19 protein-coding genes are annotated in these 26,415 nt (G+C 66.6%); 3 read left to right on the plus strand and 16 right to left on the minus strand.

Translation table 11 applies throughout. The features are described from left to right. Nucleotides 1-36: 36 nt before the first annotated feature. From MHX64_RS05070 to MHX64_RS05120, 11 genes are all read right to left on the minus strand, one after another. Nucleotides 37-1,578, minus strand: a complete 1,542-nt coding sequence (locus tag MHX64_RS05070; protein ID WP_239356085.1) for an acyl-CoA carboxylase subunit beta — start codon at nt 1,576-1,578, stop codon at nt 37-39. After that, the gene (pks13, locus tag MHX64_RS05075; protein ID WP_239356086.1) at nt 1,575-6,278 is read right to left on the minus strand and encodes a polyketide synthase Pks13; all 4,704 of its coding nucleotides are present in this window, start codon (nt 6,276-6,278) and stop codon (nt 1,575-1,577) included. Before pks13 ends, MHX64_RS05070 begins: the two co-directional genes overlap by 4 nt. Nucleotides 6,279-6,313: 35 nt before the next feature. Further along, the gene (locus MHX64_RS05080; protein WP_239356087.1) at nt 6,314-8,131 is read right to left on the minus strand and encodes a FadD32-like long-chain-fatty-acid--AMP ligase; all 1,818 of its coding nucleotides are present in this window, start codon (nt 8,129-8,131) and stop codon (nt 6,314-6,316) included. A gap of 36 nt (nt 8,132-8,167) precedes the next feature. Next, a complete protein-coding gene (locus tag MHX64_RS05085) occupies nt 8,168-9,124 on the minus strand; it encodes a cutinase family protein (RefSeq protein WP_239356088.1) in 957 nt (318 codons plus the stop codon). Between the two features lie 24 nt (nt 9,125-9,148). Then, complete coding sequence (locus MHX64_RS05090; RefSeq protein ID WP_239356089.1) at nt 9,149-9,640, minus strand: DUF732 domain-containing protein; 492 nt, start codon at nt 9,638-9,640, stop codon at nt 9,149-9,151. Further along, nucleotides 9,640-11,586, minus strand: coding sequence for an alpha/beta hydrolase-fold protein (locus tag MHX64_RS05095; protein WP_239356090.1), 1,947 nt, complete (start codon nt 11,584-11,586; stop codon nt 9,640-9,642). The genes MHX64_RS05090 and MHX64_RS05095 overlap by 1 nt, the downstream gene beginning before the upstream one ends. Nucleotides 11,587-11,862: 276 nt before the next feature. After that, complete coding sequence (locus MHX64_RS05100) at nt 11,863-12,876, minus strand: alpha/beta hydrolase family protein (RefSeq protein WP_239356091.1); 1,014 nt, start codon at nt 12,874-12,876, stop codon at nt 11,863-11,865. 66 nt (nt 12,877-12,942) lie between these two features. Continuing rightward, nucleotides 12,943-14,754 (minus strand): hypothetical protein, encoded by a 1,812-nt coding sequence (locus tag MHX64_RS05105; RefSeq protein ID WP_239356092.1) that lies wholly within the window; start codon nt 14,752-14,754, stop codon nt 12,943-12,945. Nucleotides 14,755-14,779: 25 nt separating this feature from the next. Continuing rightward, nucleotides 14,780-15,775 (minus strand): decaprenyl-phosphate phosphoribosyltransferase, encoded by a 996-nt coding sequence (locus tag MHX64_RS05110; RefSeq protein ID WP_181889224.1) that lies wholly within the window; start codon nt 15,773-15,775, stop codon nt 14,780-14,782. Beyond that, nucleotides 15,775-16,275, minus strand: coding sequence for a phosphatase PAP2 family protein (locus MHX64_RS05115; RefSeq protein WP_239356093.1), 501 nt, complete (start codon nt 16,273-16,275; stop codon nt 15,775-15,777). Before MHX64_RS05115 ends, MHX64_RS05110 begins: the two co-directional genes overlap by 1 nt. Beyond that, a complete protein-coding gene (locus MHX64_RS05120) occupies nt 16,265-18,214 on the minus strand; it encodes a glycosyltransferase (protein ID WP_370642071.1) in 1,950 nt (649 codons plus the stop codon). Before MHX64_RS05120 ends, MHX64_RS05115 begins: the two co-directional genes overlap by 11 nt. Before the next feature lie 202 nt (nt 18,215-18,416). Here MHX64_RS05120 and MHX64_RS05125 point away from each other — a divergent pair, with 202 nt between their 5' ends. The 3 genes from MHX64_RS05125 to MHX64_RS05135 all read left to right on the plus strand — a co-directional run bounded on the left by MHX64_RS05125 (nt 18,417) and on the right by MHX64_RS05135 (nt 21,381). Then, nucleotides 18,417-19,952, plus strand: coding sequence for a SulP family inorganic anion transporter (locus MHX64_RS05125; protein WP_239356094.1), 1,536 nt, complete (start codon nt 18,417-18,419; stop codon nt 19,950-19,952). 30 nt (nt 19,953-19,982) lie between these two features. Next, the gene (locus MHX64_RS05130) at nt 19,983-20,321 is read left to right on the plus strand and encodes a hypothetical protein (RefSeq protein ID WP_239356095.1); all 339 of its coding nucleotides are present in this window, start codon (nt 19,983-19,985) and stop codon (nt 20,319-20,321) included. Nucleotides 20,322-20,433: 112 nt separating this feature from the next. Then, complete coding sequence (locus MHX64_RS05135; protein WP_239356096.1) at nt 20,434-21,381, plus strand: ABC transporter substrate-binding protein; 948 nt, start codon at nt 20,434-20,436, stop codon at nt 21,379-21,381. 6 nt (nt 21,382-21,387) lie between these two features. Here MHX64_RS05135 and MHX64_RS05140 read toward each other — a convergent pair whose 3' ends face one another. The 5 genes from MHX64_RS05140 to MHX64_RS05160 form a co-directional block, all read right to left on the minus strand. After that, entirely contained in the window at nt 21,388-22,155 is a 768-nt protein-coding gene (locus MHX64_RS05140; protein WP_239356097.1) for an ABC transporter ATP-binding protein, read from the minus strand. Next, nucleotides 22,155-23,153 carry an iron chelate uptake ABC transporter family permease subunit gene (locus MHX64_RS05145; RefSeq protein WP_239356098.1) on the minus strand — a complete coding sequence of 333 codons (999 nt, stop codon included), beginning with the start codon at nt 23,151-23,153 and terminating at the stop codon, nt 22,155-22,157. Before MHX64_RS05145 ends, MHX64_RS05140 begins: the two co-directional genes overlap by 1 nt. After that, nucleotides 23,150-24,169: an iron ABC transporter permease gene (locus MHX64_RS05150; protein WP_239356099.1), complete on the minus strand. Its 1,020-nt coding sequence runs from the start codon at nt 24,167-24,169 to the stop codon at nt 23,150-23,152. Before MHX64_RS05150 ends, MHX64_RS05145 begins: the two co-directional genes overlap by 4 nt. Nucleotides 24,170-24,175: 6 nt before the next feature. Continuing rightward, nucleotides 24,176-25,078 (minus strand): siderophore-interacting protein, encoded by a 903-nt coding sequence (locus MHX64_RS12065; protein WP_370642073.1) that lies wholly within the window; start codon nt 25,076-25,078, stop codon nt 24,176-24,178. Nucleotides 25,079-25,190: 112 nt separating this feature from the next. After that, nucleotides 25,191-26,411, minus strand: coding sequence for an ATP-binding protein (locus MHX64_RS05160; protein WP_239356103.1), 1,221 nt, complete (start codon nt 26,409-26,411; stop codon nt 25,191-25,193). Nucleotides 26,412-26,415: the final 4 nt, after the last annotated feature.

Here is a 26,415-nt window from a genome sequence, read left to right on the forward strand (position 1 = left end):
TGTCAAGAGTAGAAGAAAGCATGGGGTGAAACCTTACTAGAGGGGACTAATGGTGTGTTTCTTAGGCAGGTCGAATTCCTGCTTGGAGGCTAGCTGCCGCAGGGCTCGTCGTAAAGCGATGCGGGTCTGCGAAGGCTCAATCATCTGGTCGATGTAGCCGCGCTCCGCCGCGACGTACGGCGAGGTCATTTCCTGGTCGTAGAAGTCCATGAACATCTTCTTCATGGCCTCGCGCTGCGCCGGGTCCTCGATGGCGGCGAGCTGCTTGCCCTGCAGCATCACCACCGCCGCCGCCGAACCCATCACCGCGATCTGGGCGGTGGGCCACGCCAGGTTGATGTCGCCATTGAGGTTCTTCGACCCCATCACCGCGTACGCGCCGCCGTAGGCCTTGCGCACGACCAGGGTGACCTTCGGCACGGTGGCCTCCACGCCCGCGAACGCGAACTTCGCGCCGCGGTGGATCAGGCCCTCGCGCTCCTGCTCCACGCCCGGCAGGTAGCCGGGGGTGTCCACGACGTAAACGATGGGGATGTTGTAGGCGTCGCAGGTGCGGATGAAGCGCGCGCCCTTGTCGGCGGCGTCCGCGTCGATGCAGCCGGCGGCGTACATGGGGTTGTTGGCGACGAAGCCGACGGCGCGGCCGTCGATACGCCCGAATGCGCAGATGAGGTTCTCGGCGTACCCGGACTGGACCTCGACGAGGTCCTCGTCGTCGCCGAGTTGCACGAGCAGGTCCATCATGTCGTAGCCGGCGTTGGTATCGTCGGGCATGAAGGTTTCCAGCGCGGTGTCGTCGAGCTCCTCGTCGGGCTGCGCGGCGACGACGGGCGCGGCGTCGAACGTGGACGTCGGCAGGTGCGCGAGCAGGTCCTTGACGTAGTCGAATGCGTCCTCCTCCGTCGCCACAACCGCCTGGATGTTGCCGGCGGCCTCCTGCACGCGCGCCCCGCCGAGCTCGGCGGAGGTGATGTCCTCGCCCGTGACCTCGCGGATCACGTTCGGGCCGGTGACGTACATCTCGGACTCGCCGTCGACGGCCACGACGAAGTCCGTGGTCACCGGCGCGTAGACGGCGCCGCCGGCGGACTTGCCCAGCATGATGGAGATCTGCGGCACGCGGCCCGACAGAGGCAGCTGGCGCTTCGCAATCTCGGAGTACATTGCCAGCGACGTCACCGCGTCCTGGATGCGGGCGCCGCCGGAGTCCTGGATGCCGATCACCGGACACGAGATCTTGATGGCGAACTCCATGACCTCGGTGACCTTGCGCCCGAACGTCACGCCGACTGACCCACCGTAGACAGTCTTGTCGTGGGCGTACACGGCGACAGGGCGGCCGTCGATGCGCCCGTAGCCGGTGACAACGCCGTCGGAGTAGACGGCGTCCGGGTCGCCCGGGGTGCGGGCCAGGGCGCCGATTTCGACGAAGGAGCCCTCGTCCAACAGCGCGTCGATGCGCTGGCGCGGGGTGGTGCGCCCGGCGTCGTCGCGGCGCTTCCGGGAGCGTTCGGAGCCCGGGTCCTGCGCCTTGTCCAGGCGCTCGCGCAGGTCTTGGAGTTTCTCGGCGGTTGTCATCGCTTCCCCTCAATCCATGCGTTCATATGCTTTCCGACGATCCCCACCGCTGGCTCGTCCACCACCGCGAGGTGGTCGCCGGGCAGGTGGACGATGGTCAGGTCATCCACGATAGCGCCCCAGCCGCCGTCCTCGTCGATGTGCGCGTAGTTCGGCTCGAGCTGGATCGCGCCGTCGTGCATGCGCTCGGCGCGGAACAGCAGCACCGGCACCTTTACATCCGCCCAGCGGGTGAAGTCCAGGTGGTTGAGGATCTGGTTGTCCACGAAGCTCGCCCGCTGGTGCTCCAGCACACCGGCGGCGAGGCCGTGCTCGGAGGCGTCGGTGGTGGCCAGGAACTCGGTGAGCATCTGCAGCAGCGCGTCTTCGCCGGCGGTTTCGAGCAGCTCGTAGGGCACGTCGAACTCGAGGCCGTAGGTTTCCTTGGCGAACGCGGCGTAGCGGCCCCAGCGGGCCTTCGTCTCCTCGAGCGTGTCCGGGATCGGCTCGGACGGCTGGGTGGTGTCCAACAGCGCGATGTAGTCGATCTTGTCGTTGCCCAGCTGGTGCGCGACCTCATAGGCCAGCGCGCCGCCGAACGACCAGCCGGCGAGCACGACCTTGCGCCCGTCGGCGATGCGCTCGATGTCCTTGACGTACTCGGCGGCGCGCTCCTCAAGGGAGCCCTCGAGGCGCTCGACGCCGTAGACCGGCACGTCGTCGCCGAGCCTTCGCGCGAGCGGCGCGTACACCGACGAGGACCCGCCGGCCGGGTGGAAGACGAACACCGGGTTAGCGGTGCCGTCCCGGAAGACGCGGATGTTGCCGTCCACCGGGGTCTCCAGTCCTTCGCGCACAAGATTCGCCAGCGGCTCGAGCGTCTCAGCGCCCAGTACGTCGTCCGCGGTGACCTCGATGCCGGAGCGTTCGGTGAGGTGCGCGGCGATCTCGGCCGCCTGCTCCTTGCTAATCGACGGCAACTCCGACGTCACACCGGCCGCCGCCGCACCCGCGTACTTGGCCCAAGCGCCGAAGACCATGCGCTCGGAGGCGTCACGCGGGGCCACGCCCACACCCTGGGTCTTCTCGGCCGCCGCGGCCGGGTCGCGCGCCTCGTCGTTGTAGGCCAACGGCTGCGGAGCGTCCGTCTTGCCGGCGACGGCGTCTTCGACGATGCGGATCACGTCGGCGACGGAGGCGTCGCGAAGCGTCTGCACCTGCAGCGGCGGAATCTGGAAGTCGTTCTCCACGCGGTTTTTGATGCGCATGCCCATCAGGGAGTCGAGGCCGAGGTCGATCAGCGGCAGCTCGTCGGGCAGGTCCGCGGCGTCGTAGCCCATGGACTCGGAGACGATGTCGCGCAGGCGGTCCGCCACCGACTCGCCGGAGTTGGGGTCCCAACGCACGGCATCTGTCTCGGTGTCTTCCTCGGGGGCGTTGTCCACCGAAGGTTCGTCGTCAAGCGGTTGCTCCATCACGCCCTGCACCGGGGCGCGGTCGATGGTGGACGCGAAGCCCTCCGCGAGCAGTGTCGCGCCGTCGAAGACCTTGATGGACACCCCGCCGAGCGAGGAGGCGACGACGGTGGTCACTTCGCCGTCCGCGGGCAGGTAGCCGTGCTCCTCGGTGGCCACCACGCGCGCGTCGGGCGAGACCTCGGCGGCGGCGGACTCGATGAGCTGGTGCGGGCTGAAGATCTGGTCGGCGGCGGTGGAAAACGCCACCTCGCCGCCCGGCAGGCGCACGCGCGAGCCCAAAAGCGACGCGCGCGACGACGACGGCCGTGCCGGCGTCCAGTGGTCCACCTGTTTAAACACGGTCTTCGGCGCCTGGACCACGTCGCCCGCACCGTAGAACGCGCCGAAGTCCACGCCCATGCCGCCCACGTACAGCTTCGCGGCCAGGTCCAGCAGCGATTCCAGTTCGTCCACCTTGCGCTTGGTGGTGTACAGCAGCTGCGCCTCTGGCTTGCCGGCGGCGAACGCGGTGTTCATCATGCCCATCAGCGCCACCGGGTTCGGGGTGATTTCCACGAGCGTGGTGTGGCCAGCGTTAAACGCGGCCTCGGTGGCGTCTTGGAAGTACACCGGCTGGCGGGTCATGCGCAGGAAGTACTTGTCGTCGTGGACTATCTGGCCGGGCTGGTACACCTCGCCGCGGTCCACGGAGGAAAACAGCGGTACGCGCAACGGCCGCGCGTCAAGACCTGCGATTTCGCCGGCGAGGTCGCCCATGATCGGGTCGAGGGCGCTGGTGTGGCCGGCGCCGCGCACGTTGAGTTTGCGCGCGAATTCCTCCTCGGCCTCGAGCGCTGCCACCACGTAGTCGACGGCCTTGCCCGGCCCTCCGACGGTGGTCATGCCGGGCCCCGCGTACACGGCGGGTTCCACGCCGCGAGCCTGCTCATGCTTCTCGACGAACTCCGCCAACTCCTCGCGGGAGAGCTCCACCACCGCCATCGCACCTTCTTGCTCGGTGCCGGCGATCATGGCTTCGCCCTCGCCCATGAGTCGGGCGCGCGTGGTGGCGACGAGGATGCACTCCTCGGCGGAAAGGCCGCCGGCGCCGTAGGCCGCGGCGATCTCGCCCATGGACATGCCCATCGTGGCGGCCGGGGTGATGCCGGCGGCGGCGAGCAGGTCGGTCTGGGCGATCTGGATGGCGGTGATGGTGACCTGGCCGTTTTCAGTGTCGTAGGTCAGCTCGTCGTTCTCGATGATCTCGAGCATGGACCAGCCGGCCTGGAACTTGACCGTCTCGTCCAGCTCGCGCATGCGGCGCGCGAACAGCGGGGAGCGTGCAATGAGCTCCTTGGCCATCTTGCGGTGCTGGGAGCCGAAGCCGGAGTAGACGAAGACGGGGCCCATCGGGGTGGGCGCGTCGGCGGCGGCGATGCCGGGGCCGATCTTGCCCTCGGCGACCTGGCGCAGGCGGCGCACGGCCTCCTCGACGCCGGTCGCCTGCACGACGGCGGCGGAGCGCCCGTGGTTGCGCTTGGCCAGCGAGCGCGCGACCGGGATCAGGTCGGCGTCGTCGCGGCCCTCGAGGAAGCTCGCGAGCACACCGGCGGCTTCCTTGCGCCGCGACGGCAACAGCCCAGACACCGGCAGCGCCGCCACGGAAACGCCCTCGAAGGCGGGCTCATCCTCGACCACGTCGAAGTCGTAGTCGGCCGGGTCGAAGTCGGCCACGACCACGTGCGCGTTGGTGCCGCCGAACCCGAAGCCGGAGATACCGGCGACGCGGCGGCCGGAGTAGCGCGGCCACTCTCGCGGGTCCTGGACGACCTCGATGCGCTCGGCGTCGAAGTCCACGTAGCGGTTCGGTGCGGCGAAGTTGATGGACTCCGGGATCGTGTCGTGCTTGAGCGCCTGCAGCACCTTGATCAGCGCCACCACGCCGGCGGCGGATTCGGAGTGGCCGATGTTGGACTTCGCCGAGCCCAGCAGCAGCGGCTGGTAAGCCTCGCGCCCGCGGCCGAGCACCTCGCCCAGCGCGGTGGCCTCGATCGGATCGCCGAGGATGGTGCCGGTGCCGTGGGCTTCGACCAGGTCCACCTGGTGCGGGTCCACGCCGGCGTCGGCGTAGGCGCGGCGCAAAACGTCCACCTGCGCCTCCGGGTTCGGGGCGGTTAGCCCGTTGGAGTGGCCGTCGGAGTTCGTCGCCGAGCCCTTGATCACGGCCAGGACTGTATCGCCGTCGCGCATGGCGTCCTCGACGCGCTTGAGCACCACAAAGCCCGCGGCGTCGGCGCGGACGATGCCGTCAGCGTCGTCCGAGAACGCGTGGATACGCCCGGTCGGCGAAATCACGCCGAGCTCGGAAAACGCCAGCGAGGCGAACGGATTGGCCAGGATGTTCACGCCGCCGGCCAGGGCGACGTCGGCCTCGCCGTCGCGAAGCGCACGCACCGCGTGGTGCACCGACACCAGCGACGAGGAGCACGCGGTGTCGACGTTCATCGACGGCCCGCGGAAGTCGAACGCGTAGGAGATGCGGTTCGGGATCACGGCCGAGGACGCGCCCGTCAGCGCGTACGGGTGCGCCTCGTTCGGGTCGGCGGCGATGAGCATGCCGTAATCGTTGTTCGACGAGCCCACGAACACGCCGACGGGTTCGCCGCGCAGCTCGCTGGGCGCCAGGCCGGCGTCCTCGAGCGCTTCCCACGCCACCTCGAGCATGATGCGCTGCTGCGGGTCCATGTTCTGCGCCTCGAGCGGGGAGATACCGAAGAACTCGTGGTCGAAAGACGCGATGCCGTCCATGTACCCGCCGTCGGTGTTTTCCTCGGCCATCTTGGTGCGCACTACCGGGTCGCCCAGGTATTCGTCCCAGCGGAGCGGGGGAAGGGGGCCGGTGGCGGAGCGGCCGTCGATAAGCAGCTGCCAGAACTCGTCGTTGTTCTTCGCGCCCGGGAAGCGCCCCGCGGAGCCCACGATCGCGATGTCGTGGGAGCTCGTTGCTTCTCGACGTTCAACCTTCGGCGCTTCCTGCCTCTGCGCAAGGAGCGCCTTCGCCAGCGCCGCGATGGTCGGGTACTGGTAGGCGACGGTGGGATCAACCCGTCGGCCGAGCTTCTTTTCCAGCTCGCCGGAGAGGATCACCGCATCGCGGGACGCGAGGCCGTAGGTTTCGAGCGGCGTGGTCGGGTCCACCGAGTCGACGCCGGTGGCGCCCTCGACCCAACTGGTGAGCCACTGGATCAGTTGATGCTCGTTCATAACAGTTCAGAGTATCGCCCATTTTGGGCTTTTCGTTACTCCGTTGCAGCGTGTTCGCGTTCGGTGAACTGCTTCGCGTTGACGCGGCGGGCGATCTTGCCTGCGGTGGAGCGGGCCACCCCGCCCGGCGCGCGGAACTCCACAACCTCAGGCGAGATGCCGTGGTTGGTGGTGATGGCGGAGCGGATGGCGTCCTCGGCGGCGGCGTCGCCGTCCTCGGTGGCGCCGTCTGCACGCTCAGCGAGGACGATCAGGCGCTCCACGTCGTCGCCCGGCACCGCGAACGCGGCGACGGAGTCCTTGCGCACATGGTCGGAGGCCTCCATCGCGGTGGCCTCGATGTCCTGCGGGTAGTGGTTGCGGCCCGCCACGACGACGAGGTCTTTCACACGGCCGGTGATGTAGAGGTGGTCATCCAGCACGGTGCCGAGGTCGCCGGTGGCGCACCAATTGTCCTTGGGCAGGCCGTCCTGGAGGGTGGTGCCGATGGTGTTGCGGAAGGTCACCTCCGTTTCCTCCGGTCGGTCGAGATAGCCGGCGGCGACGTTGTTGCCGTTGACCCAGATCTCGCCGATTTCGCCCTCGGGCAGCTCGTTTTTGGTTTCCGTGTCCACGATGGCGAAGTGCATCCACTTCACCGGCTGGCCGTTGGACGCCATGGGCACGCCACCCTCGGCGGGCACCGCCTTGCCGTCGGCGAGTGCTTCGCGGTCGAACTCGACGAACTTCGGGCGGTCCTCGGTGCGGTCGGTGGACACGAGCAGCGTTGTTTCCGCGAGACCGTAGGAGGGGCGCAGCACGGTACGGTCCAGTCCGGAGTCGCCGAACGCGCCGACAAATGCTTCCACGCCCGGCTTTGTCACGGACTCGGAGCCGATGATGATGCAGTCCACGGCGGAAAAGTCGTACTGGCCCGGCGTCTCCGGCGCTGCGTAGCGCGCTGCGAGGTCGAGCGCGAAGTTGGGGATGCAGGTGTAGATGTGGAGGTCGGCCGGGTCGTCGTCACGCCTGGAAAGCTTGTCCACCCAGCGCTTCGGGTTCTGCAGGAAGTCGCGCGGGCTCATGATCTCCAGCACTTGGCCGAGCACAACGCCGAGGATGGCGACGATGACGCCCATGTCGTGGTGCTGCGGCAGCCACGTGGGGATGCGCATCGGGGCTTCGAACCGCAGCGCCTCGTTGATCTGGAGCACGTCGGTGACCAGCGCCTCGTTGGTGATCATCACGCCGGCAGGGTTGCGGGTGGAGCCGGAGGTGTACTGCAAAAAGCAGATGGCGCCGGCGGTGTCCTCGCCCTCGGCCGGGGCGATGGGCTGCCACGACTGCGCGAGCGTGTCCGGCAGGGAGTCCGCGGCGAGGATGCGGGGGCGCTCCGCACCTGGCCGGTCGGCGAAGTAGGCGCGTACGGCCGGGGCACCGGCGGAGTTGGTCACCACGAGCCGCACGTTGGCGTCGTTAAGCACGGCGCGCAGGTGGGCTTCATGGCCGGGCTCGTTCGGGTCGTACAGCGGCACCGGCACCAGGCCGGCGTATAGCGCGCCCATGAACGCGAAGAGGTATTCGGCGGAGTTCGGAGCCATGATCGCCACGCGCTCCCCCGGCTCACCTACTTGCGCGAGACGCGCAGCGACGGCTTTGATGCGTGTGTTGACCTGCGTGCGGGTGAACTCGCGCGCCTCGCCTTCCGGGTTGGCGGTGAAGTCCCAGTCGCGGATGTTCACCGCGTCGCCGCCGCCGGTGGCCAGGTGGGCCTGGTAGATCGTCTCGCTCAGGCGCGGGAGGGTGAAGTGCTCTGGGAGCGCGATTTGGCCGTCACCGTCGAAAAATTGCGCGATGAGCTGCTGAAGATCCATACCCGTAACTCCTTTGCGGGACAAAACCATTTCGGACTACAAACTTTCTACCACGTTCTGGACCCAACCTACAGTCCATTCCGGCACGGTGGTCCCGGGGATGACGGCCGGATTGGTCGCGTACATGGCGTGATTGCCGTTCGCCGCAATGAGCGCGTGGGCCCGGTCGATGGCATTGCCCACGCCCTTCGGCGCGTCGCAGACCGTGTCGTCCGGCGCGCAGATCTCAAACGCGCGGTCCTCCACCAGACCGAAGCCGCCGGGGCGCGGGCCGGTCATGGTCGCGCCCGGGGTAACCCGGTCCACCAGCGCCTGCAGCGGCTGCATGACAATCTCCGCGCCCACGCCGCCGACCTCGGCGCCGGGGTTGACGCCCACGCCGTTTTCACGCCGGCCGTCCGCGATCATCACCGCGCCCAGCAGCCGCTCCGGGTCGATCGGCCCTTCGCTGTTGCCGATCTTGGACGCCACGTCGCCCACAATCACCGCACCCTGGGAGAACCCGGCGATGATGAACTTCGTCGACGGGCACGTCTCCGCCACAAACCGCAGCTCGCCGGACAGCTTCGCGGTGCCTTCGGCGCGCGAGTCGTCGTAGGTCATCTCGGCGCGCCCGTGTGCGGTCTGGATGTTCCTAAACTGCGCGGTGTACGGCACCGTGAACACGCGCACGTGGTTGATGTCGTACATCTGCTGCAGCGGCTGGGTGATGGAGAGCATGAAGCTCGCCGGGTTGGCCGCGGGCGCAAACGGGTCGTCGTCTGCCGCGGACTCCCAAGTACCGGGCACGGAGACGAACTCCACCGCGGGGCACCAGTCCGGCTCCACCGCCTGCGACTCCGAGGGTTCCTCAGGTGCCTCGGAGGTCGCCAACGGCCCGTCCGCGGACGGCAGCCCGGTCTCGCCGGAGCGCCACTGGTAGATCCCCAGACCGATCAAGGACAGCACCACAATCACTGCGGCGACGACAAATACGTTGCGCGATGCGCGCATGAGCCCAGGCTCCCTTCTGTACTGCTAGGAGCAGAGGTTGGCGCGTGCGGTGTCGCTGATCAGCGCCGCCACGCCCGCCGCATCCATGTCGGTGCGGCGCTGCTCTACAAGCTGGCCTGCCACCGCGTCGCGGGTGATCAGGTCGTCCGCGCATACGGTAGCCCCGGTGGCTGTGAGCTGGTCTTCAATCCCGTCGACGTTGACTCCGCTTTCCCTTAGGGTGGCCAGGTAGGCCTCTTCCTGCGGGGTAAAGGCGCTGGCCTGCTCGGGCACGTCGGTCACCTCGCGGGCCGGTTGGTCGTCGGCGCGTTTGCCTTGCGACGGCACAACTGCCGACGACGACGGCGCCACCGACGATGACGCAGTTTCCGTCTCGGATTCAGTTTCCGCCTCAGTGGTCTCGCTGGCCACCGTCGGGGTCTCCGTCACGTCGTCGGAGTCCACAGTGGCACCTCCGCAGGCGGCCAGGGCGACGGCGGCAGCGGCCGTCGCAAAGCAGAATGCAACCTTGCGCACTACTTCTTCCTCACGTTGACGTTGCCGTTGACCTGCTCAATCGTGCCGTGCTGGAAGTCGATGGTCAGGCCGCCGGCCTGGATCTTCTCCATGTCTTTGACCGGCCAGCCCAGCTCGCCCTGCTCGTAGCCGCGCCTGCCCCACTCGTCGAAGATGTCGCCGGTGAGGATGGTGTGCGCGCCCGTTGCTGCGGACCAGTAGATGTTGCCGTGCTCGAACGGCTGGAAGAAGCCGCCCTTGACCGCAATCTCGTTGCCGGTCGGGTACCCCAGCTCGGAGGTCGCGGTGCCGATCTCGCCGTACTTCTCAGCGATCGCGCCGTGGACGATGAAGTGCTTGCCGTCCGGGTTGCGGGTGAGGAAGCCGCCCTGGAACTTCTGCACGTAGCCCTCGCCCACCTGGTTCGCCTCGGCCACCGGGTACTTCAGGTCGCCGCCCTCGTAGCCGTTTTCGCCCCACGCGGCGAACATGTCGCCCGGGATGGCGTACGCGCCGGTCTGCGGGGTCCAGTAGACGGAGCCGTGCTGGAAGTGCACGAAGCGGCCCACGCCGTCAGGCGCCGGGGTCTCGCCCGTGACCGGGAAACCCAGCCAGCCGGCCGGGCCGCCGAGCGCGTTGTACTTGGCCAAGATCGCGCCGAACAGGGCGTGCGCGCCAGTGTCTGGGGACCAGAAGGCGGTGCCACCGCGGAAGTCCTGGGCCTTGCCCTTGGTGTCCTTGCCCGCGTCGTACTCGTCGTTGACGCAGGAGCCGATCGTGCCGGACTTGGTGGCCTCCGCGATCGCGCCGACCGGGGTGCACTTGGAGCCGCGGTCCGCCTCCGGCACCTCCAGCGCGTTGGCCATGTACGGCCAGGCCTGCGCCATCTCGAACTGCCAGTACTCCCAAGAGTGCACGCCTGACGGGCGGAAGCGCACGATCGGCTTGACCGGGGTGCGGGAGGCGTAGTCCACGAACGTCTGGGTGGACAGGCGGGACAGCACCTCCAGGCCAATACCGGCCGGGTTCGCCTGGCCCTTGGCCACAGACTCCGGGTTGCCGAAGTCGTCGCGGCCCGAGCCTGCGGAGACGTAGACCGTCATGTCCTTCAGGTTCTCGATGCCCAGCTTCGGGTCGTGGTCGATCCAGTCCTGCGAGCCCAGCGGGCCCCACATCGCCTCGGCGTTGTAGCCGCCGGCGTCCATCTGCGCCGCCTTGATCGCGGTGGGCATGCCGGTGGTGGTGGTGTCGAGGTAGCCGGAGAAGGAGCCGACGAACTTGAACAGGTTCGGATTACGCTCAGCCAGGTTGACCGCGGCTGTGCCGCCCATGGACAGGCCCACCACGGCGCGGGAGCCGTTGGAGCGGAACTCGTTGTTCAGCACCGGGATGAGCTCCTTGGTCAGGAACGTCTCCCACTTGTAGTGCTTGCCGTTGTTCTCGCGCTGCCAGTCGGAATAGAAGGAGGACTCGCCGCCGACCGGCAGGATGACGTTGACGTTCTTGTCGGCGTAGAACTGCTCGATGTTCGTCTCGATGGTCCAGCCGTTTTCGTCGTCACGCGCGCGCAGGCCGTCAAGTGCCCACACCTCGGGGAACTTCGCGGTCGGGTTGGAGTGCCAGTCGCGCGCCAGCAGGATCTGCACCTGGATCGGGTGGTCCGGCATCGACGGGGAGTTGATAAACACCGCCACACGACGGTTGGTGATCCACTCGATGCGGTCCACCTTCACGCCGTCCGGCAGGCCCGGGATTTGCGGGCTGGTCTCCACCTCGATCGGGGTGCGCTTCGGCGGGTCGTGCGGGCGCAGGCCGTCGGAGATGCCGCGGTTGGAGGACAGCTGCGAGGACAGGTCACTCGGCAGTGCCGGCTGCGCGGTGGCAACTGCGGGTGCCAGCGAAAGCGCAAGAGCGGCGGGCAGCAGTGCGGCGGCGATCCGCGTTGGGGTGGTTCGGTTGTCTCGCATGAGTCTCCTACCTCGTCTGGCTACTGGTGTCACAAGAGTATCGACCAAAAGCTTAAGTTTCACTTGAAGGTTTAGTCGTGTGCGACACGCGATGCGTTACGACGAGCCCCGCCCCTCGCCGCCGCGCCTGCCCCCAGCCCGGGCCCGGCCCCGATCCGCGCAGACGACGAAAACCGGCTACCTACATCCGGCTATGTGCTGGAAAATCAGCGGGTAGCCGTTTGTAGGTAGCCGGTTTCGGCAGGATATGCGCGGCGGTCCGGGCCAGATAGCGCCCTACCAGGCGTTCATCACGTTCAGAATGCGCGGCTTGGTGGCCTCGAGCTGCGAGCCGAACTGGTCCCAGTTGTGCAGGCCAGTCGGGGTGAACACGGCGGTGTGCTTCACGCCGGTCACAGTGGCCTTCGCGGACCACGCGCGGGTGGTGGCGTTCGCGACGTTTTCCAGCGCGATACCGGCAGCGCGGTGCTGCGGCAGGTACTTCTGGTCGGCCGGGCCCGGCACGCCGGAACCGGCGGAGACATAGACGTCGCGGCCGCGGAGGTTGCCCATGTTCAAGAACGGGTCGTTTTCAAAACGGCGGGGGTTCAGCGAGGAGCCCCACATGGCGTTGACGTTGTACAGGCCGCCGTCGAGAAGCGCGGCTCGCAGTGCCGTCTGGCCGCCCGGCACCGTGGTGGTCAGGTATCCGGAGTAGGACAGCACCTGGCGGAACTGGTTCGGGTGCAGCGCGGCGAGGTTGATCGCGGCGGTGCCGCCCATGGAAAGGCCGAGGATGGAGTTGTTCGTCGGCGAAACACCGAAGTGCTGCTGCAGGTAGGGCGGCAGCTCCTTGGTCAGGAAGGTGTCCCACTTGTAGGTCACCGGGTGGTTGAAGTCGTAGGTCGCCGGGGCGTTCCAGTCGGTGTAGAAGGAGGACTGGCCGCCGACGGGCATCACCAAGGTGATGTTGTTGTCCTTGAACATCTGGGCCGCGTTGACGTCGTTGACCCAGGCGTTGGTGATCTCGGTGGCGCGCAGGCCGTCGAGCATGTACAGGCCAGCGTTGCCGGCGCGCTGCGCGGGCTGGATCTGGACGGGGATGTGGCGGTTCATCGCGGGGGACCACACCGTGCAGCGCTGCACCCAGAACCCGACGCGGTCCCACTCGCAGTGGCCGGTGGAGTCGGGTCGCAGCCAGTCACGGTGCGCCGCCGACGCCTGCGGAGCGCCGATCACCGCTGCCAGGCCCGTGACCAGGGCCATGAGCAGCGCAGTGAGCTTGCGGCGCACAGAATTTTTGGAGTTCATAGATCCCCTCAAAACGTGTTTTCAGGCAAAAGACACGTTCACGTTACCAATTCGAAACGTGACCCGCTATTCCCCGGTGTGCGCTTGCACCGGCCAGGCGATCTGTGCGCCCTCCATCCCTGGGTTCGCCCCGTGCCGGATCGCGCGGCGGGTGTCGGCGTCGATGTAGAGGCCGGGGTCGCTGGAAAGCTGCAGCGTGCGGCCGTCGGTAAGCGAATAGCGCACGTTTTTCCAGAACCGCTCCCAGCTCATGGGTTCGCGCGAGGTGGCCAGCAGTTCGGCGATTTCGGGGCTGCGCAGCGCCGCGCGCGCCTGTTTCGCGCGCATGGAGCTGATAAACGGCGGGAGCCCGTCCAGGTAGGTGTCGGTGTCGGCGGCTTGCCAGGCGGGGTCGAGGAATTTGTCGTGGCCGACGCGGCCTTCCGGGTCACGCGGCATGCGCGCGGCGATGGGGGTGGCCAGGCCGACGGTGTCCAGGATGCGCACGTCGAGCGGCGCGTTCATACTGGTCATGCCCAGGTTGATCAGGTACGCCGTCAGCGGCAGGTTGCTTAAGTCCGACTCCGCGTCTTCGCGGTCGCGGTAGTACCAGCTGTACATCTCTGGGTCGGCGGAGACGTAGGCGAGGTTGAGCTGCGCGGCGTCTGCGGCGATGCCTTTGTCCAGCGCGTCTTCCCAGTTCTGCATGAGCTTGGAGCCGAGGAAGTCTTCGGCGTAGCGCGGCGGATCGGTCAGCTCGCGGCCGACGGCGAGCGTCCAGAACTCGCGCTCGTCCACGATGCCGAGTTCCTTTTCGCCGGTCTGGTACGCCTCCCAGTCGATGGGGTGGGCGCGCACGATGGTCACGCCCGCCCACACGGCCACGGCGGTCGCCAAAGCAATGCTGACGCGCGTAATCGGCACGGCCATCGCGGGCAGCAGCAGCGCGAACAGCGGCAACAGCCACATGCGCCCGTGCATGAAGTCGCCGCCGACGCGCAGCACGTAGAGGATGTGTGCGAGCGCGCAGCCGGTGACAAGCAAAACAATTGCTAATCGACGTCCTCCGGTCCCCCGCATCATCCACCCCACCAACGCTGCGGCGGCGAGCACGGGCAGCCAGAGCCAGTAGTAGCCCACGAAGTCTGCGAAGTACTCGAACCCGCGCGCCCACTCGGCGCCGGAGGCGGACTTGGCCACGGCGGTGTGCGGTGTAAGTAGGCCGTAGTAGCCCATGCGGAAGATTTGGTAAGCGGCTGGCACGGGCAGCGCCGCGGCGAGGATGCCTGGGGTCTTGCGGGGGTTGCACGCGATGAGCAGGATGCCGGTCACGCCGCCGTAGAGCGCGAGCTCGGGGCGCACGAGCCAGGACATGCCGCACCAGAAGGCGAGGAAGTAGCCGACCTCGGGCGCGCGGCGGCGCAGCGGGGCGGCCCAGGCGACCAGCGCGGCCCACCACCCGGCGATCCACAGCAGCGACAGGCCCCACTCCAGCCCGGAGGTGGCGAAGTCGCGCGCCGGCGGCAGCGCCAGGTAGATCACGATGCCCAGGGGCACAACGGGGCCCACCTTGCCCCAGAACCGGCCCGCGGCGAAGGTGGCCAGCGCGGCCGCCGTCACGGTGCAGATCAGCGCGAGCCACATGGCCACGTCCTCAAGTCGCGCACCGGTGAGCCAGCCAAACGCGGTAATCAGGTACTGCCACAGCGTGGAGGTGTTGGCTTCGACGCGCTCGCCGGCGTTGAACACGGGCCCGTTGCCGGCGAGCAGGTTGCGCACGGTGCGCAGGACGATCAGGCCGTCGTCGGACATCCAGCGGCGGGTCCACCCGCCCCAGAACGCGAAGATGCCCGCGACTACGGCTGCGGCGAGCGCGGAGAGGCGGGCGTTCTTTGTCATTGCGACGATGTTAGTGGGTCAATGCCTACCAGCCTAAGTTCGGCACAACGTAGACGGCCATCGCGATGCAGAACAGCCACGCCGCGGCGAGCAGCTGCAGCACGCGGTCCTCCAGGGCGATCTCGTCGGGCGCGCCGCCCTGGCCGCCGTCGACCACGGAGGCGTAGCGCAGGATCGCGATGACGAACGGCACCATGGACACCTGGTACCAGATGGCGGCGGTGCCCTCGACGGAGTTGGACAGCTGGAAGCCCCACAGCGCGTACGACATGACCACGGCGGTGGCGGACAGCGTCCACACGAACCGCAGGTAGGTCTCGGTGTAGCCCTGCAGCGAGCGGCGGATTTCCGCGCCGGTTTCTTTCACCAGCAGCAGCTCGGCGTAGCGCTTGCCGGACGCCATGAACAGGGAACCGAACGCCGCCACCAGCAGGAACCACTGGGACAGGTCGATGCCCGCGGCCACGCCGCCGGCCATGGTGCGCAGCATGAAGCCGGAGGACACCAGGGCGATGTCGATCACCGGGATGTGCTTCCAGCCGAAGCAGTAGCCCAGCTGCAGCGCGATGTAGATGCCGATGACCCAGGCCAAAGACGTGCCGTCGGTAGCCAGAAGCGACAGTCCGAGTGCTAGCGCGATGAGCACCGCCGCCATGCCGTACGCCAGGTTGATCGGCAGCATGCCCGAGGCGATCGGGCGGAAGCGCTTGGTGGGGTGGCGGCGGTCGGATTCAACGTCGCGGGCGTCGTTGATCAGGTAGATCGAGGACGCGCCGAAGCAGAACACCACGAACGCCAGGAGGATGTCCACGGCGGTGCGGGAGTTGAAGGCGTCCGTGCCGGCGGCGAGGGGTGCGGCCAGCACGAGGACGTTTTTCACCCACTGCTTGGGCCGCAGGCCCTTGATCATCGCGTCCGGGAGGTTCTTCGGCGGCGTCTTCTTCATCACCTGGTCAACGCCGGAGGTGTGCGGTTCCGACTTGATCAGGGGCTCGTCCACGGGTTCACGGGTGTTTGCCACTAGATCCTCTTCTCAGCCTCGATTGCCACCTTCGCCGTCGCCGCGCCAAGGGCGGCACCGGCGAGGGTGTCGGTTGGGTAATGCACGCCGAGCACGTTACGCGACAGCATCATCACCGGCACGAGCAGCCACGGCCACTTCCTTCCAGTGATGTCCGCCAGGTGCGCGGCGGCAGCGCCGGTGTTCGCAGCATGCGAGGAGGGGAACGACAACTGCGAGGGCGTTTTCACGCCGATTTTCACGCGCGGGTCGTTCGGCCGCGGACGTCGCACGATGCGCTTGAGCACCACAGTCGCGGCGTGCGCGGCGAAGGTGCCAGCGCCGAGCGCGAGCCATTTGGAGCGATTTTGCTTATCGACGGCTCCGCCAACCCCCGCCACCGCCAGCCAACCGAGGTCGTGCTCGCCGAAGTAGCTCAAGCCCCGGGCAGCCTTCGCGGTTTCTGGGGTGTACAGCGCGTCCTGGATGGCGACGAGCAGGTCTACCTCTTTATTGCGCATCGAAGATCTTCCCCCAGTTCGCGTGGCTGGTCAGCTCGCCGCGCGCGTCGCGGTAATGCTTCTTCAACTCCGGCCAACGCTCCTTGATCTGCTCGCGGAGTTCCTTCTGCTCTGCCACGAGGTCGTCGGCAAGCTTCTTGTCGCGCTTGCGGAACGCCACGCCGGTGCCGCCGGCGGTGGACACGGTCGCCGAGTCCACGCGGGCGAGGGTGTACCAGCGCGCCTCCTCCGCGGTGAGGTTGAGCTGCGGCGCGTCCCAGTGCGCGCGGTCTTCGTCCTTGCGCAGGTGCATCAGCGCCTTGACGGCCCACGGGATCTTCTTCACCTTGGCCAGGCGCCCGCCGATCTTGTTGGTGGGCACGCCCGGCGCGCCGGTGGGCGCGGGCAGGTCGGTCGCGGACGGCAGCACCTGCGCGTCCGAGTACTCCTTGCGGATGCCCTGAATCCGCGGCAGCGAGGATTCGAGGATGTCGAAGAGCTGGTCCGGGCCGGCGAGGAAGTCGCGCATCGCTTCGTTCTGGATGGCGATGGTGGAGTACTCCATGCAGAAGTAGTGCTTCGCGGTGGATTTCTGCATGTTCTTCAGCATCGCCTCCGGGTTGTCCGGGCCGTAGATGCTGGCCACGATGAGGCGGTTGCGCATGTGGAAATACGCCTGCCAGTCAATCGCGTCGTCCTTGTCCGCCCACGCCATGTGCCAGATGGCCACGCCGGGCCAGGTGACCGTCGGGAAGCCCGCTTCCTTGGCGCGCAGCGCGTACTCGTTGTCGTCCCACTTGATAAACAGCGGCAGCGGCAGGCCCATCTTCTCCGCCACAACGCGCGGGAAGAGGTTCATCCACCAGCCGTTGTAGTCCACGTCGATGCGGCGGTGCAGCGGGCGCGAGGTGGTCTTTTTCGGATCCAGGTCCTCTTCGTCCGTGCCCACGTACCCCAGCGGGTACTTGGCAAAGTCGTGGTCGTAGACGGCGTGCTTGGCGGCGGAGAACATGAAGATCTCCGGATCCACCGTCTCACCCGTGGTGCGCAGCTGGCTGCGGTCCTGCAGGTTGAGCATCTGCCCGCCCACCAGGATCGGTTTCGCCGCGTAGCGCGCGGCCTGCACGGCGCGGACGATGGAGTCCGGCTCGATGGCGATGTCGTCGTCCATGTACAGGATGAACGGCGCGTCGGTGCGGTTCAGTGCCTCGTACATGATGCGGGAGTAGCCGCCGGAGCCGCCCAGGTTGCCCTGCTGGAAAATCTCCAGCTTGCCGTTGAGGTTCTTCTCGGCCTCGGCGAAATCCGGCTCGTCCGCCGGGTGCTGGTTGCCCTGGTCCGGCATGAGCACGTTGCTGATGCAGGCTTCCACGTACGGGTCCTCCGCCAGCGCGTGCAACGCGTTGACGGCGTCGCGGGGACGGTTGAACGTGGGGATACCCACGGCCACCTGTTTGGGCTGGGGCGGGACCACGGTGCCGTCGTCAAGCACCTGCTCTTTGGGCTCCTGCGGGGAGCACCACGCGGCGTCCGCGATGCGCGTGTCGTCCTCGGCGGTGATGTCGAACCACAGCCAGCCACCGTCCTCGAAGTTGCTCAAACGCAGCGGAATTTCGGTGCGCCCGGTGGCCTCGACGTTGGTCACGCTCACGCGCGTGCCGTCGTGCTTGGACCGGTAGACCGAGATGGTCGCGCGGCCCTCGACCTCCATGGCCAGGACCACCGTGTCCAGCTGCGACCAGCGGCGCCAATAGCTCGCCGGGAAGGCGTTGAAGTACGTCTCGAAGCTGACCTCGTTGCCCGCGGGGACCTCGAAGCTCGTGCGGTCGGACCAGCGCAGACGCTGCTTGTTGTGCTCCTGCTCGATCAGGTACAACATGCGCACGTCGTGCGGCTCGCCCTTCTTCGGCATGAGGACGCGCTGCAGCGTGTCCACGGCGAGGGTCTTGCTCGTCTCCACAGCTCTCACTTTCTGTTGTGGGCAGTTGGAGCCAAGCGTAATCGCTCCAAAGGTGATTCCTTGATGTGGCTCGCGGGATGGTGCGGGTCTGCGTCGCTAGCCGCATTGGCGCTTGCTGCGCAGGATCGATACGGTAGCTACGTTTCCACGTCCTCACCTGCCGGAGGGCGCAGTTTCCCGCGCATGTAGAACGGTAAATTCTATGGCTTTCGCTCACACCGAGATATCTCACGAACCGCCCGCTCCGACGGGCGTTGTGGAGTCCTTCCGCTACGCATTTTCGTCGCCTACTCGCCTGCGCAAGGAGGTGCTGGCGGGCCTCACCGTCGGGCTGGCGCTCATCCCCGAGGCCATCGCGTTTTCCATCCTCGCCGGCGTTGATCCGGCGCTCGGGCTGTTCGCCTCGGTGATCATGGCCATCACCATCGCCTTTACCGGCGGACGCCCCGCGATGATCTCGGCCGCCACGGGTGCGGTCGCCCTGGTCATCGCCCCAGTGGCCCGCGAGTACGGGGTGGACTACTTCATCGCAACCGTCTTGCTGGCGGGCGTGCTGCAGATCGTGCTCGCGGCGCTCGGGGCGGCCAAGCTGCAACGTTTCATCCCCCGGTCGGTGATGACCGGCTTCGTCAACGCGCTGGGTATTTTGATCTTCACCGCGCAGCTGGAGCATCTTATCGACGTACCAAAGGTCGTCTACGTCCTCGTCGCAGCTGGCATCGCGATCATGATCGGGTGGCCGAAGCTTACGGGCGCCATCCCCGCCCCGTTGATCACCATCATCGTTATCAGCGCTGTCGTGGGGTTTGCCGGATTCCGCGTACCCACCGTGTCAGATATGGGGCAGCTGCCGGATTCCCTGCCGCGCCTGTTCGTCCCGGACGTGCCGCTGACGCTGGAGACGCTGCAGATTATTGCGCCATACGCGCTCGGCATGGCCATTGTCGGCCTGTTGGAGTCGTTGATGACCGCCAAACTTGTCGATGACATCACCGACACCCACTCCGACAAAACCCGCGAATCCTGGGGCCAAGGCGTGGCGAACATCGCCTCCGGCCTGTTCGGCGGCATGGGCGGCTGCGCCATGATCGGGCAGACCATGATCAACGTCAAAGAATCCGGGGCGCGCACCCGCCTATCGACGCTGCTGGCCGGCGTATTCCTCCTCGCCTTCATCCTGCTGCTCGGCGACGTGGTGGGCCAGATCCCGATGGCGGCACTCGTAGCCATCATGATCATGGTGTCCGTGGGCACCATCGACTGGCACTCGGTGCACCCCCGCACCCTGAAATTCATGCCGCTGTCGGAGACCGTGGTGATGCTGGTGACCGTCGTAGCAACACTTGCCACCAGCAACCTCGCCGTCGGCGTGGTGCTCGGCGTCATCACCGCGATGATCACCTTCGCCCGCCGCGTCGCACACCTCGCCTCCGTCGAGCAGGTTTCCGCCGAGGACACCACCAACGACGGGCAAGTGGACACCCGCACCTACCGCATCCACGGCCAGTTGTTCTGGGCCTCCAGCAACGACCTGGTCTACGCCTTCGACTACACCGACCCGGCAGACAACATCGTCCTCGACTTGAGCGCGGCCGAAGTCTGGGACGCCTCCACCGTGGCCACGTTGGACTCTGTCACCCGCAAGTTCGAGGAACGAGGCAAGACCGTCACCATCGTCGGCCTCGACGGGCCGAGCAAGGACCGCCTGGAGCACCTATCCGGAAAACTCGACGGCTAATAGCGGCAATTCTCCCGTAGGCTGCGGGTCATGCAGTTCAAGGGATACAACGACGACGGCCTCCCCCACGACCCCGCAGATCGGCAGCGCTCCGGCTCCGGCTCGCCGGCGCGCAACTACGCCATCGGCGCAGCCTGCATCGTGGTGGCTGTGTTGTCGTTCGCGTTCCTGTCCGGCTCGACCGCCGTGTTCATCGGCATCGCGGGCGCGGTGACCGGTGCGGTGTTTCTGGTGATGGGGATCCAGGGCAGCGGCGACCAGCAGCCGGACGCCCTCGAGCAGGGAAACTTCGGCACCCAGGAGCCTGCCGCGGACTACGACTGGGACGGCAACTTCCGCCGCGAGTTCGGCGACGGTCAGCACCGCTAAAGCCCGGGCCACCTAGGTGTTGCCCGGTGGCGGCGGCGTAACTTAAGCTAGTCACGTTAGCTTAGGCACACCTAACCCAGGGTGCTTTCGTTCTCAACCGAAAGGGCGAACCTTGAAACGTACTTCCCCACTGTCGCTTCAGCGGCTGACTGCTACCTTCGCTGCGGCTGCGCTGCTGCTCACCGGCTGTTCCAGCGAGTCCGCAGACCCCGATCAGCACACCGACGCGGCTGGGTCGAACGACCGCATTGTCACGCTGGGGCTTGGCGACGTGGACACCGTCCTCGCATTAGGGGAGCAACCGGTCGGCTACGCCACCTGGGAGGCAGAGGGCTCGGGCGATCCGTCCGGCCTCGGACCGTGGGCGAAAGACAAGCTCACCGGCGAGCCAAACCCGATCCGCAACACCACCACCGAGTTCAGCACCGACACCGCTGAGCAGGTCGCAGCGCTCGATCCGACCAAGATCATCGCAGTCAACAGCGGTTTCGACAGCGACAAGCAGGCCCTGCTGCAGCAGATTGCGCCGGCGACCTTCCATTCCGACCAACATGAAGACTGGCAGGTGCCGTGGGACGAGCAGATTAAGGAGATCGCGGCGGCGTTGGGGCAGGAAGCTGAGGGCGACAAGCTCATCGCAGAATCCGAGCAGGCTTTCGCGGACTTCCGGCAGGCGCATCCGGAGCTGCAGGGCAAGACCGCGGTCATCGGGATGCCTTACGACGGCAAGCTCGGCGTGTACACGGCAGGCGACGGCCGCGGCTCCTTCATTGAAAAGCTCGGGTTTACCATTCCGGACAAGTTCAACGGTGACGGATCCAGCTTCTTCATCGATTGGTCCCCCGAGAACTACTCCGACCTCAATGACGTGGACTACGTGTTCATCCTGGACTACTACGACGCGATCGACGCGCTGAAAAACGATGCCTCGTTTGCGAACCTCGACGTGAACACGCGCGGGGGCGTGCACTGGCTGGACACCGACACCGCCAACGCGATGAGCATGCCCAACCCGCTGACCATCCCGTACGCGATCACACAGATTGACCAGGAGCTCTAGAGCGAGCTAGCGGGGCACGATCAGCGGCCCTCCTGCCACCGGGTCCTCGGCGACCACGGCGGGCAGAGAGAATACGTCGGCAAGCAACTGCTCCGACACAACCTCGGCGGGCGTGCCCGCCGCTTGCACCTCGCCGCCTTTCATCACGACCAACTGGTCGGAAAAACGCGCCGCGAGGTTCAAATCGTGCAGCACCATGACCACGGTGCGCCCCATGTCATCGGCAAGACGGCGAATAAGTGCAAGTAGCTCGACGGAGTGGGAAAGGTCCAGATACGTGGTCGGCTCGTCCAAAAGCACGAGCGGGGTGTCTTGGGCGAGCACCATCGCGATCCACGCGCGCTGCCGCTGCCCGCCCGAGAGCCGCTCGAGCGGGCGCTCCGCAAACTCGGCCACCTGGGTCAGCTCCATCACCTCGTCCACCATCGCGCTGTCTTTCTCCGAGGTCTGGCGCAGCCACGTCTGGTGCGGGTGGCGCCCGCGTCCGACCAGGTCACGCACTGTCAGCCCGTCCGGCGCTACGGGGGTTTGCGGCAGCACCGCGAGCGTGCGGGCGATCTCGCGGCGTTTCATCTCCGCGGTGTTTCGGCCGTCCAGGACCACCTCGCCGCGCTCGCGCGGGATCAGGCCAGCAACCGCGCGCAACAACGTTGATTTACCGCAGCCGTTCGGCCCGACGATGGTGGTGACGCCGCCGCGCGGGACGTCGAGGGCGAGCCCGTCGATAATCGTTGCCGCACCGTAGCTGACGGTGAGATCACGCACGTGAAGCATTACAAGGTCACCTTTCTGGTCGCGCGCATCAGCGCGTAGAGCAAGGCCGCCCCGCCGAACGCCGACGTGGCCACGCCTACCGGCAAGTCTCCCGGCACAACAGTGCGCACCGCGAGGTCCGCACCGGCGACGATCAGCGCGCCGGCAATCATGGCGGTGCCAAGTGGGGGCGTGGGGGCATGTGCTAATCGACGGCCCACGTGCGGCGCCACAAACGCCACAAAAGCAATCGGACCTGAAGCCGCCACCGCCGTCGATGTCAACGCCACGGCAAGCACCATGAGCACAAGCTGGGTGCGGCGCGGATCGACGCCCAGCCCCGCAGCCGTGTCGTCCCCGAGAGAGAGGGCCTCGAGCTGGAATGACGCCCAGCGCAGCAACGGCACAACCAGCGCAAGCGCCACCAACACAGCGGCGGCGTCACCCCAACCCGAGGATCCGACAGAGCCGGTCACCCACGCCTGGGCTTTGCCCACATCGCGGTAGTCGGCGCGGACGAGGAGGAACGAGTTGTACGCCACCGCTAGGGCGTTGAGGATGATGCCGGCGAAGATGAGCTGAAACGAACCCAGGCCGCCGGCGCGGCTGAGCCACCACATCGCCACGGAGACCGCTATCCCGCCGACAAACGCGCTCAGCGGCACCCCGAGCGCGCTGAGCAGCACCCCGGTACCGCCACCCGCGAGCAGCGCTGTAAGTGCGAACGCCGACGCACCTGAAACAACGCCCAGGATGTCTGGGCTGGCCAGCGGGTTACGAGTGATCGTCTGAAAGATCGCGCCCGCGAATCCGAGCGCGGCCCCCACCGCCAACGCCGTGGCAACACGCGGCAGGCGCCACTCGACGACCACGGTGCGGGCCATGCCGGTGGACTGTCCGGTCAGGGCGGCGAGGACGTCGTGAAGCCCAAGCCCGAATTCACCCACCATGATGCCTCCGAGCGCGACGGCGAGCCCACACGCAGCGAGCACGACATTAACTGCAAACGTGCGGGTCACAGCTTCGCCCCCTTCCGCAGCAAGTACAGGGCGAAAGGAGCGCCGACGAATGCGAGTGTGATGCCAACTTGCAGCTCACCGGGGCGGGCGATGACTCGGCCGGCGACATCCGCGAGGAGCAGCAGCGTCGCACCGGCAAGCGCTGAGCACGGCAGCACCAGCCGGTAATCCGGTCCGGTCAGGGAGCGGACGATATGCGGCACGACCAAGCCGACAAACCCGATCGGGCCCGCCCCCGCCACAGCTGCACCGGCAAGCAGGGCGACCAGCAGGATCCCCACCGCGCGTGCAGCTGCGACGTTGACGCCGAGGGAGTGCGCGACGTCATCGCCCAGGTTCACCATGTTCACCCGGTTCGCCGTGGCGAACGCAGCCACCAGGCCGACCAGTATGACCGGGGCGACGGCGGCGACGATGTGCATGTCCCGGCCCGCGACGGAGCCCGCCGTCCAAAACCGCATGTCATTGAGACTTTGCGTGCTGGTGAGCACGATGCCGCTGGTCAGCGCGGAACACACCGCCCCGAGCGCGGACCCGCCGAGTACCACCGTGATCGGGGTGGAACCGCGGCTTCGCGCGCTCAGTGCGAAGACGAGCGCTACCGCCATTGTCGCGCCGAGGAAACCGACCCCCACCGCGACGAGCACCGGCAGCGAGCCGAAGACGGCGGTTGCTGCAGCCACCGCAAGCGCCGCCCCCGGGGCGATGCCCAGCAGGTTTGTGTCAGCCAGCGGGTTGCGCGTGTGCCCCTGGAGCAGAGCTCCCGCTGTGCCTAGCGCCGAGCCAGCGAGCAGGCCGAGCAGCGTGCGCGGTACCCGCAGTTGGGCAACCACTTGCGCTTCCTCACTGACCTGCCCAGATTCGGCGTGGAACGCGAGGGCAAGCCCGTCACGCACAGCGCTGATGCTTTCTGCCACGCTCATCTGCCGTGCGCCGACGGCGAGCGAGAGCAACACCGCGGCGACAGCCGAAATCCCGAGCACAATGGCGAATCCCGCGTGTTTAGTCGCACTCATGGTCTGTCACCGCCAATACCCCATGAACGAGACATGCTCGCGCGGCAACCCCGCCTCCTTAACCAACAGACGGCGCATCGCTTTCACCGAAGTGTTCTTGCCGGCGATCCAGTAGTAGGTGTGTCCGGACACGCCCGCCCCACCGTTGAGGGGTTCCCCGCTTCCTGAATACGTCGGGGTTTCCCAGACATTGTCTCGCTGGTCCTCACCGTCGTTATCGGGCTCATCGGTGGTGGGAGCTACTGGGCCCCGCAGCGGCTCAATGTCCTGTTTGAGCTGCGTGTAGAGCATGTCCCCATGCCCGGCTTCGGGCTCGGTGCGGAAGTGCCAGCGGACGTCAACGTGGGCAGGCGCATCGATTTGGAGGCTGTTGCCCGCCGGCACCTCAATGTCGGCGGAACCGGCGAGGTTTTCGGGCCAGTCCTCCAGCACTCGGGAGATCGCCGGGAGAGCAGTTTCATCGCCGTACAGTCGAGCTGCCGCGGCAGCGCCGGGAGCGAATTCGATGCCGACGCCGGAAGCGTCATCGCGGGTCGGCCCGATAATCCACAGAGCCTGCCCAGGCAGCGCGCTTTCTGCCCACGCGGAGGCCGGCCCAGCGTTGTGGCCGTGCAGCACGAAATCCACATCGAGTTCGTCCGGGTCACCGTCGTTGCGCCGGAGGGCGCGAATGGAATAGGTGCGGAGATGCCCGCGCGTGTGTTCCGGCATGGCGCGCCAGAGGTCCCACCACCCCTCGGCCGGCAAATCAACAAGCCCTGCCTCCGACGGGATGATGAGCTTGATCCGCAAATCCATGATGGGCACAGCGGGGCCCATTGCGTCGACACCAGTGAACGTCACACGTTGAAAACTCGGTGCGATGCGCTCGCTGCGAACGACTGTTGCAAGGAAGGGCCGGAAACTCACCGCACGGACTATATAGGATTGCCTAACTTAACAAAAGTGTGGGGCTTGTCGATCAGCAAAGGCTCCTACTGCTGCCACACAGATGGGCCACTCCTCCGAAACTAGCATTTAGCTACGGACCCAGAGCCCCAATGGGGATCACCGCGACTCCGTCGTTGCGGCGAAGTGCGGGACCGCCGGAGGTGATCACCACCAATGCCGGGTCGTCCTCTAGCTGGGCTGCGAACCGTTTGAGGGTGTCAGCTGCGTGGTCGATTACCTCGGGGGTGTAGCCCAGTTTCACTTCGACAAGCACGTCCCGACCGCCGACGTTCGCGATGGCGTCCACCTCGAGCTTCGTGTTCAAACGGGCGTGGTACACCGTTCTGCCCGTGAGCGCGCGTAGTTCGTGCACCACCAGGGATTCGAAAAGTTGGCCAAAGTAGGCGGGATCCCGAAGTAGGTGTTCCGGTCCCCGATCCAATACCGCCATAGCAAAGGACGGGTCAGCGAGATGGCGCTTCGGTGCCTTCCTCAGCATCGCTTTGGAGCGCAGGTGCGTGAACCATGCGGGCTGATCCACAGAGACGAAGATATTCGCAAGAGCATCGAGATAGTCCCGGGTTGTCTCCCGCGAGGTATCTGAATCGGTCGCGATAGTTTGCAGCTCCAGCTCGGTGCCCACACCACGAGCTAACGAACGGATCACCCGCCGCACTCGCTCTGAATCACGATTCACTCCACCAACCGTGTGGATGTCTACGTCCGCAACGGTTTGTACGTAGTCGCGGACGTTTTCCAATGCGTCTTCAAGCGGGAGACCAACGTTATAGGGAAGACCACCCCGACACACGCGTTCCACAAGTCTCGGCAGCGTGAGTGCTGGTGCCGAAAACGGCAACGGGTCGCCTGCAACCGTCGCGGCAAGTGACACCGACCCGTCGGATTCCCCGGTTTCAAAAAGGGTCATCGTCGACATGGTCATTCGCGCAAACCGGCCCGCACCCGAGTGGCTAGTTGCGTCCGCCCCAGGAGCCGTGGATCCGGTGAAAATGAACTGCCCTTTCGCCTGGCGCTCATCAATAGCGTGTCGAGCGAAATCCCACAGTCTCGGCTGCAGCTGCCATTCGTCGATAAGCCGCGGTGTGGTTCCCTCGAGCAGCAGCCGCGGATCAGTTTTCATAGCGAGGGTGATGCCGGGATCTGTCTCCACGTTAAGAAAGCTCGCAGATTGCTGTTTCGCAGTTTCAGTCTTACCGCAGCCTTTCGGCCCCTGAATGAGTACGCCGCCCTGCCTGCGAAGCGCTCGTTCCAATTCTGCGTCTGCCAAGCGCGGAATGTAGCCGTTCACCATACGA

The organism is Corynebacterium sp. ACRPZ, assembly GCF_022346205.1.
Taxonomy (GTDB): domain Bacteria; phylum Actinomycetota; class Actinomycetes; order Mycobacteriales; family Mycobacteriaceae; genus Corynebacterium; species Corynebacterium lehmanniae.

Excerpts from the sequence above, each read along its gene's own strand:
- MHX64_RS05070 (WP_239356085.1), bottom strand. The coding sequence starts at position 1,578 with ATGACAACCGCCGAGAAACTCCAAGACCTGCGCGAGCGCCTGGACAAG.
- pks13 (WP_239356086.1), bottom strand. The coding sequence starts at position 6,278 with ATGAACGAGCATCAACTGATCCAGTGGCTCACCAGTTGGGTCGAGGGC.
- MHX64_RS05080 (WP_239356087.1), bottom strand. The coding sequence starts at position 8,131 with ATGGATCTTCAGCAGCTCATCGCGCAATTTTTCGACGGTGACGGCCAA.
- MHX64_RS05085 (WP_239356088.1), bottom strand. The coding sequence starts at position 9,124 with ATGCGCGCATCGCGCAACGTATTTGTCGTCGCCGCAGTGATTGTGGTG.
- MHX64_RS05095 (WP_239356090.1), bottom strand. The coding sequence starts at position 11,586 with ATGCGAGACAACCGAACCACCCCAACGCGGATCGCCGCCGCACTGCTG.
- MHX64_RS05100 (WP_239356091.1), bottom strand. The coding sequence starts at position 12,876 with ATGAACTCCAAAAATTCTGTGCGCCGCAAGCTCACTGCGCTGCTCATG.
- MHX64_RS05105 (WP_239356092.1), bottom strand. The coding sequence starts at position 14,754 with ATGACAAAGAACGCCCGCCTCTCCGCGCTCGCCGCAGCCGTAGTCGCG.
- MHX64_RS05115 (WP_239356093.1), bottom strand. The coding sequence starts at position 16,275 with ATGCGCAATAAAGAGGTAGACCTGCTCGTCGCCATCCAGGACGCGCTG.
- MHX64_RS05125 (WP_239356094.1), top strand. The coding sequence starts at position 18,417 with ATGGCTTTCGCTCACACCGAGATATCTCACGAACCGCCCGCTCCGACG.
- MHX64_RS05130 (WP_239356095.1), top strand. The coding sequence starts at position 19,983 with ATGCAGTTCAAGGGATACAACGACGACGGCCTCCCCCACGACCCCGCA.
- MHX64_RS05140 (WP_239356097.1), bottom strand. The coding sequence starts at position 22,155 with ATGCTTCACGTGCGTGATCTCACCGTCAGCTACGGTGCGGCAACGATT.
- MHX64_RS05150 (WP_239356099.1), bottom strand. The coding sequence starts at position 24,169 with ATGAGTGCGACTAAACACGCGGGATTCGCCATTGTGCTCGGGATTTCG.
- MHX64_RS05160 (WP_239356103.1), bottom strand. The coding sequence starts at position 26,411 with ATGGTGAACGGCTACATTCCGCGCTTGGCAGACGCAGAATTGGAACGA.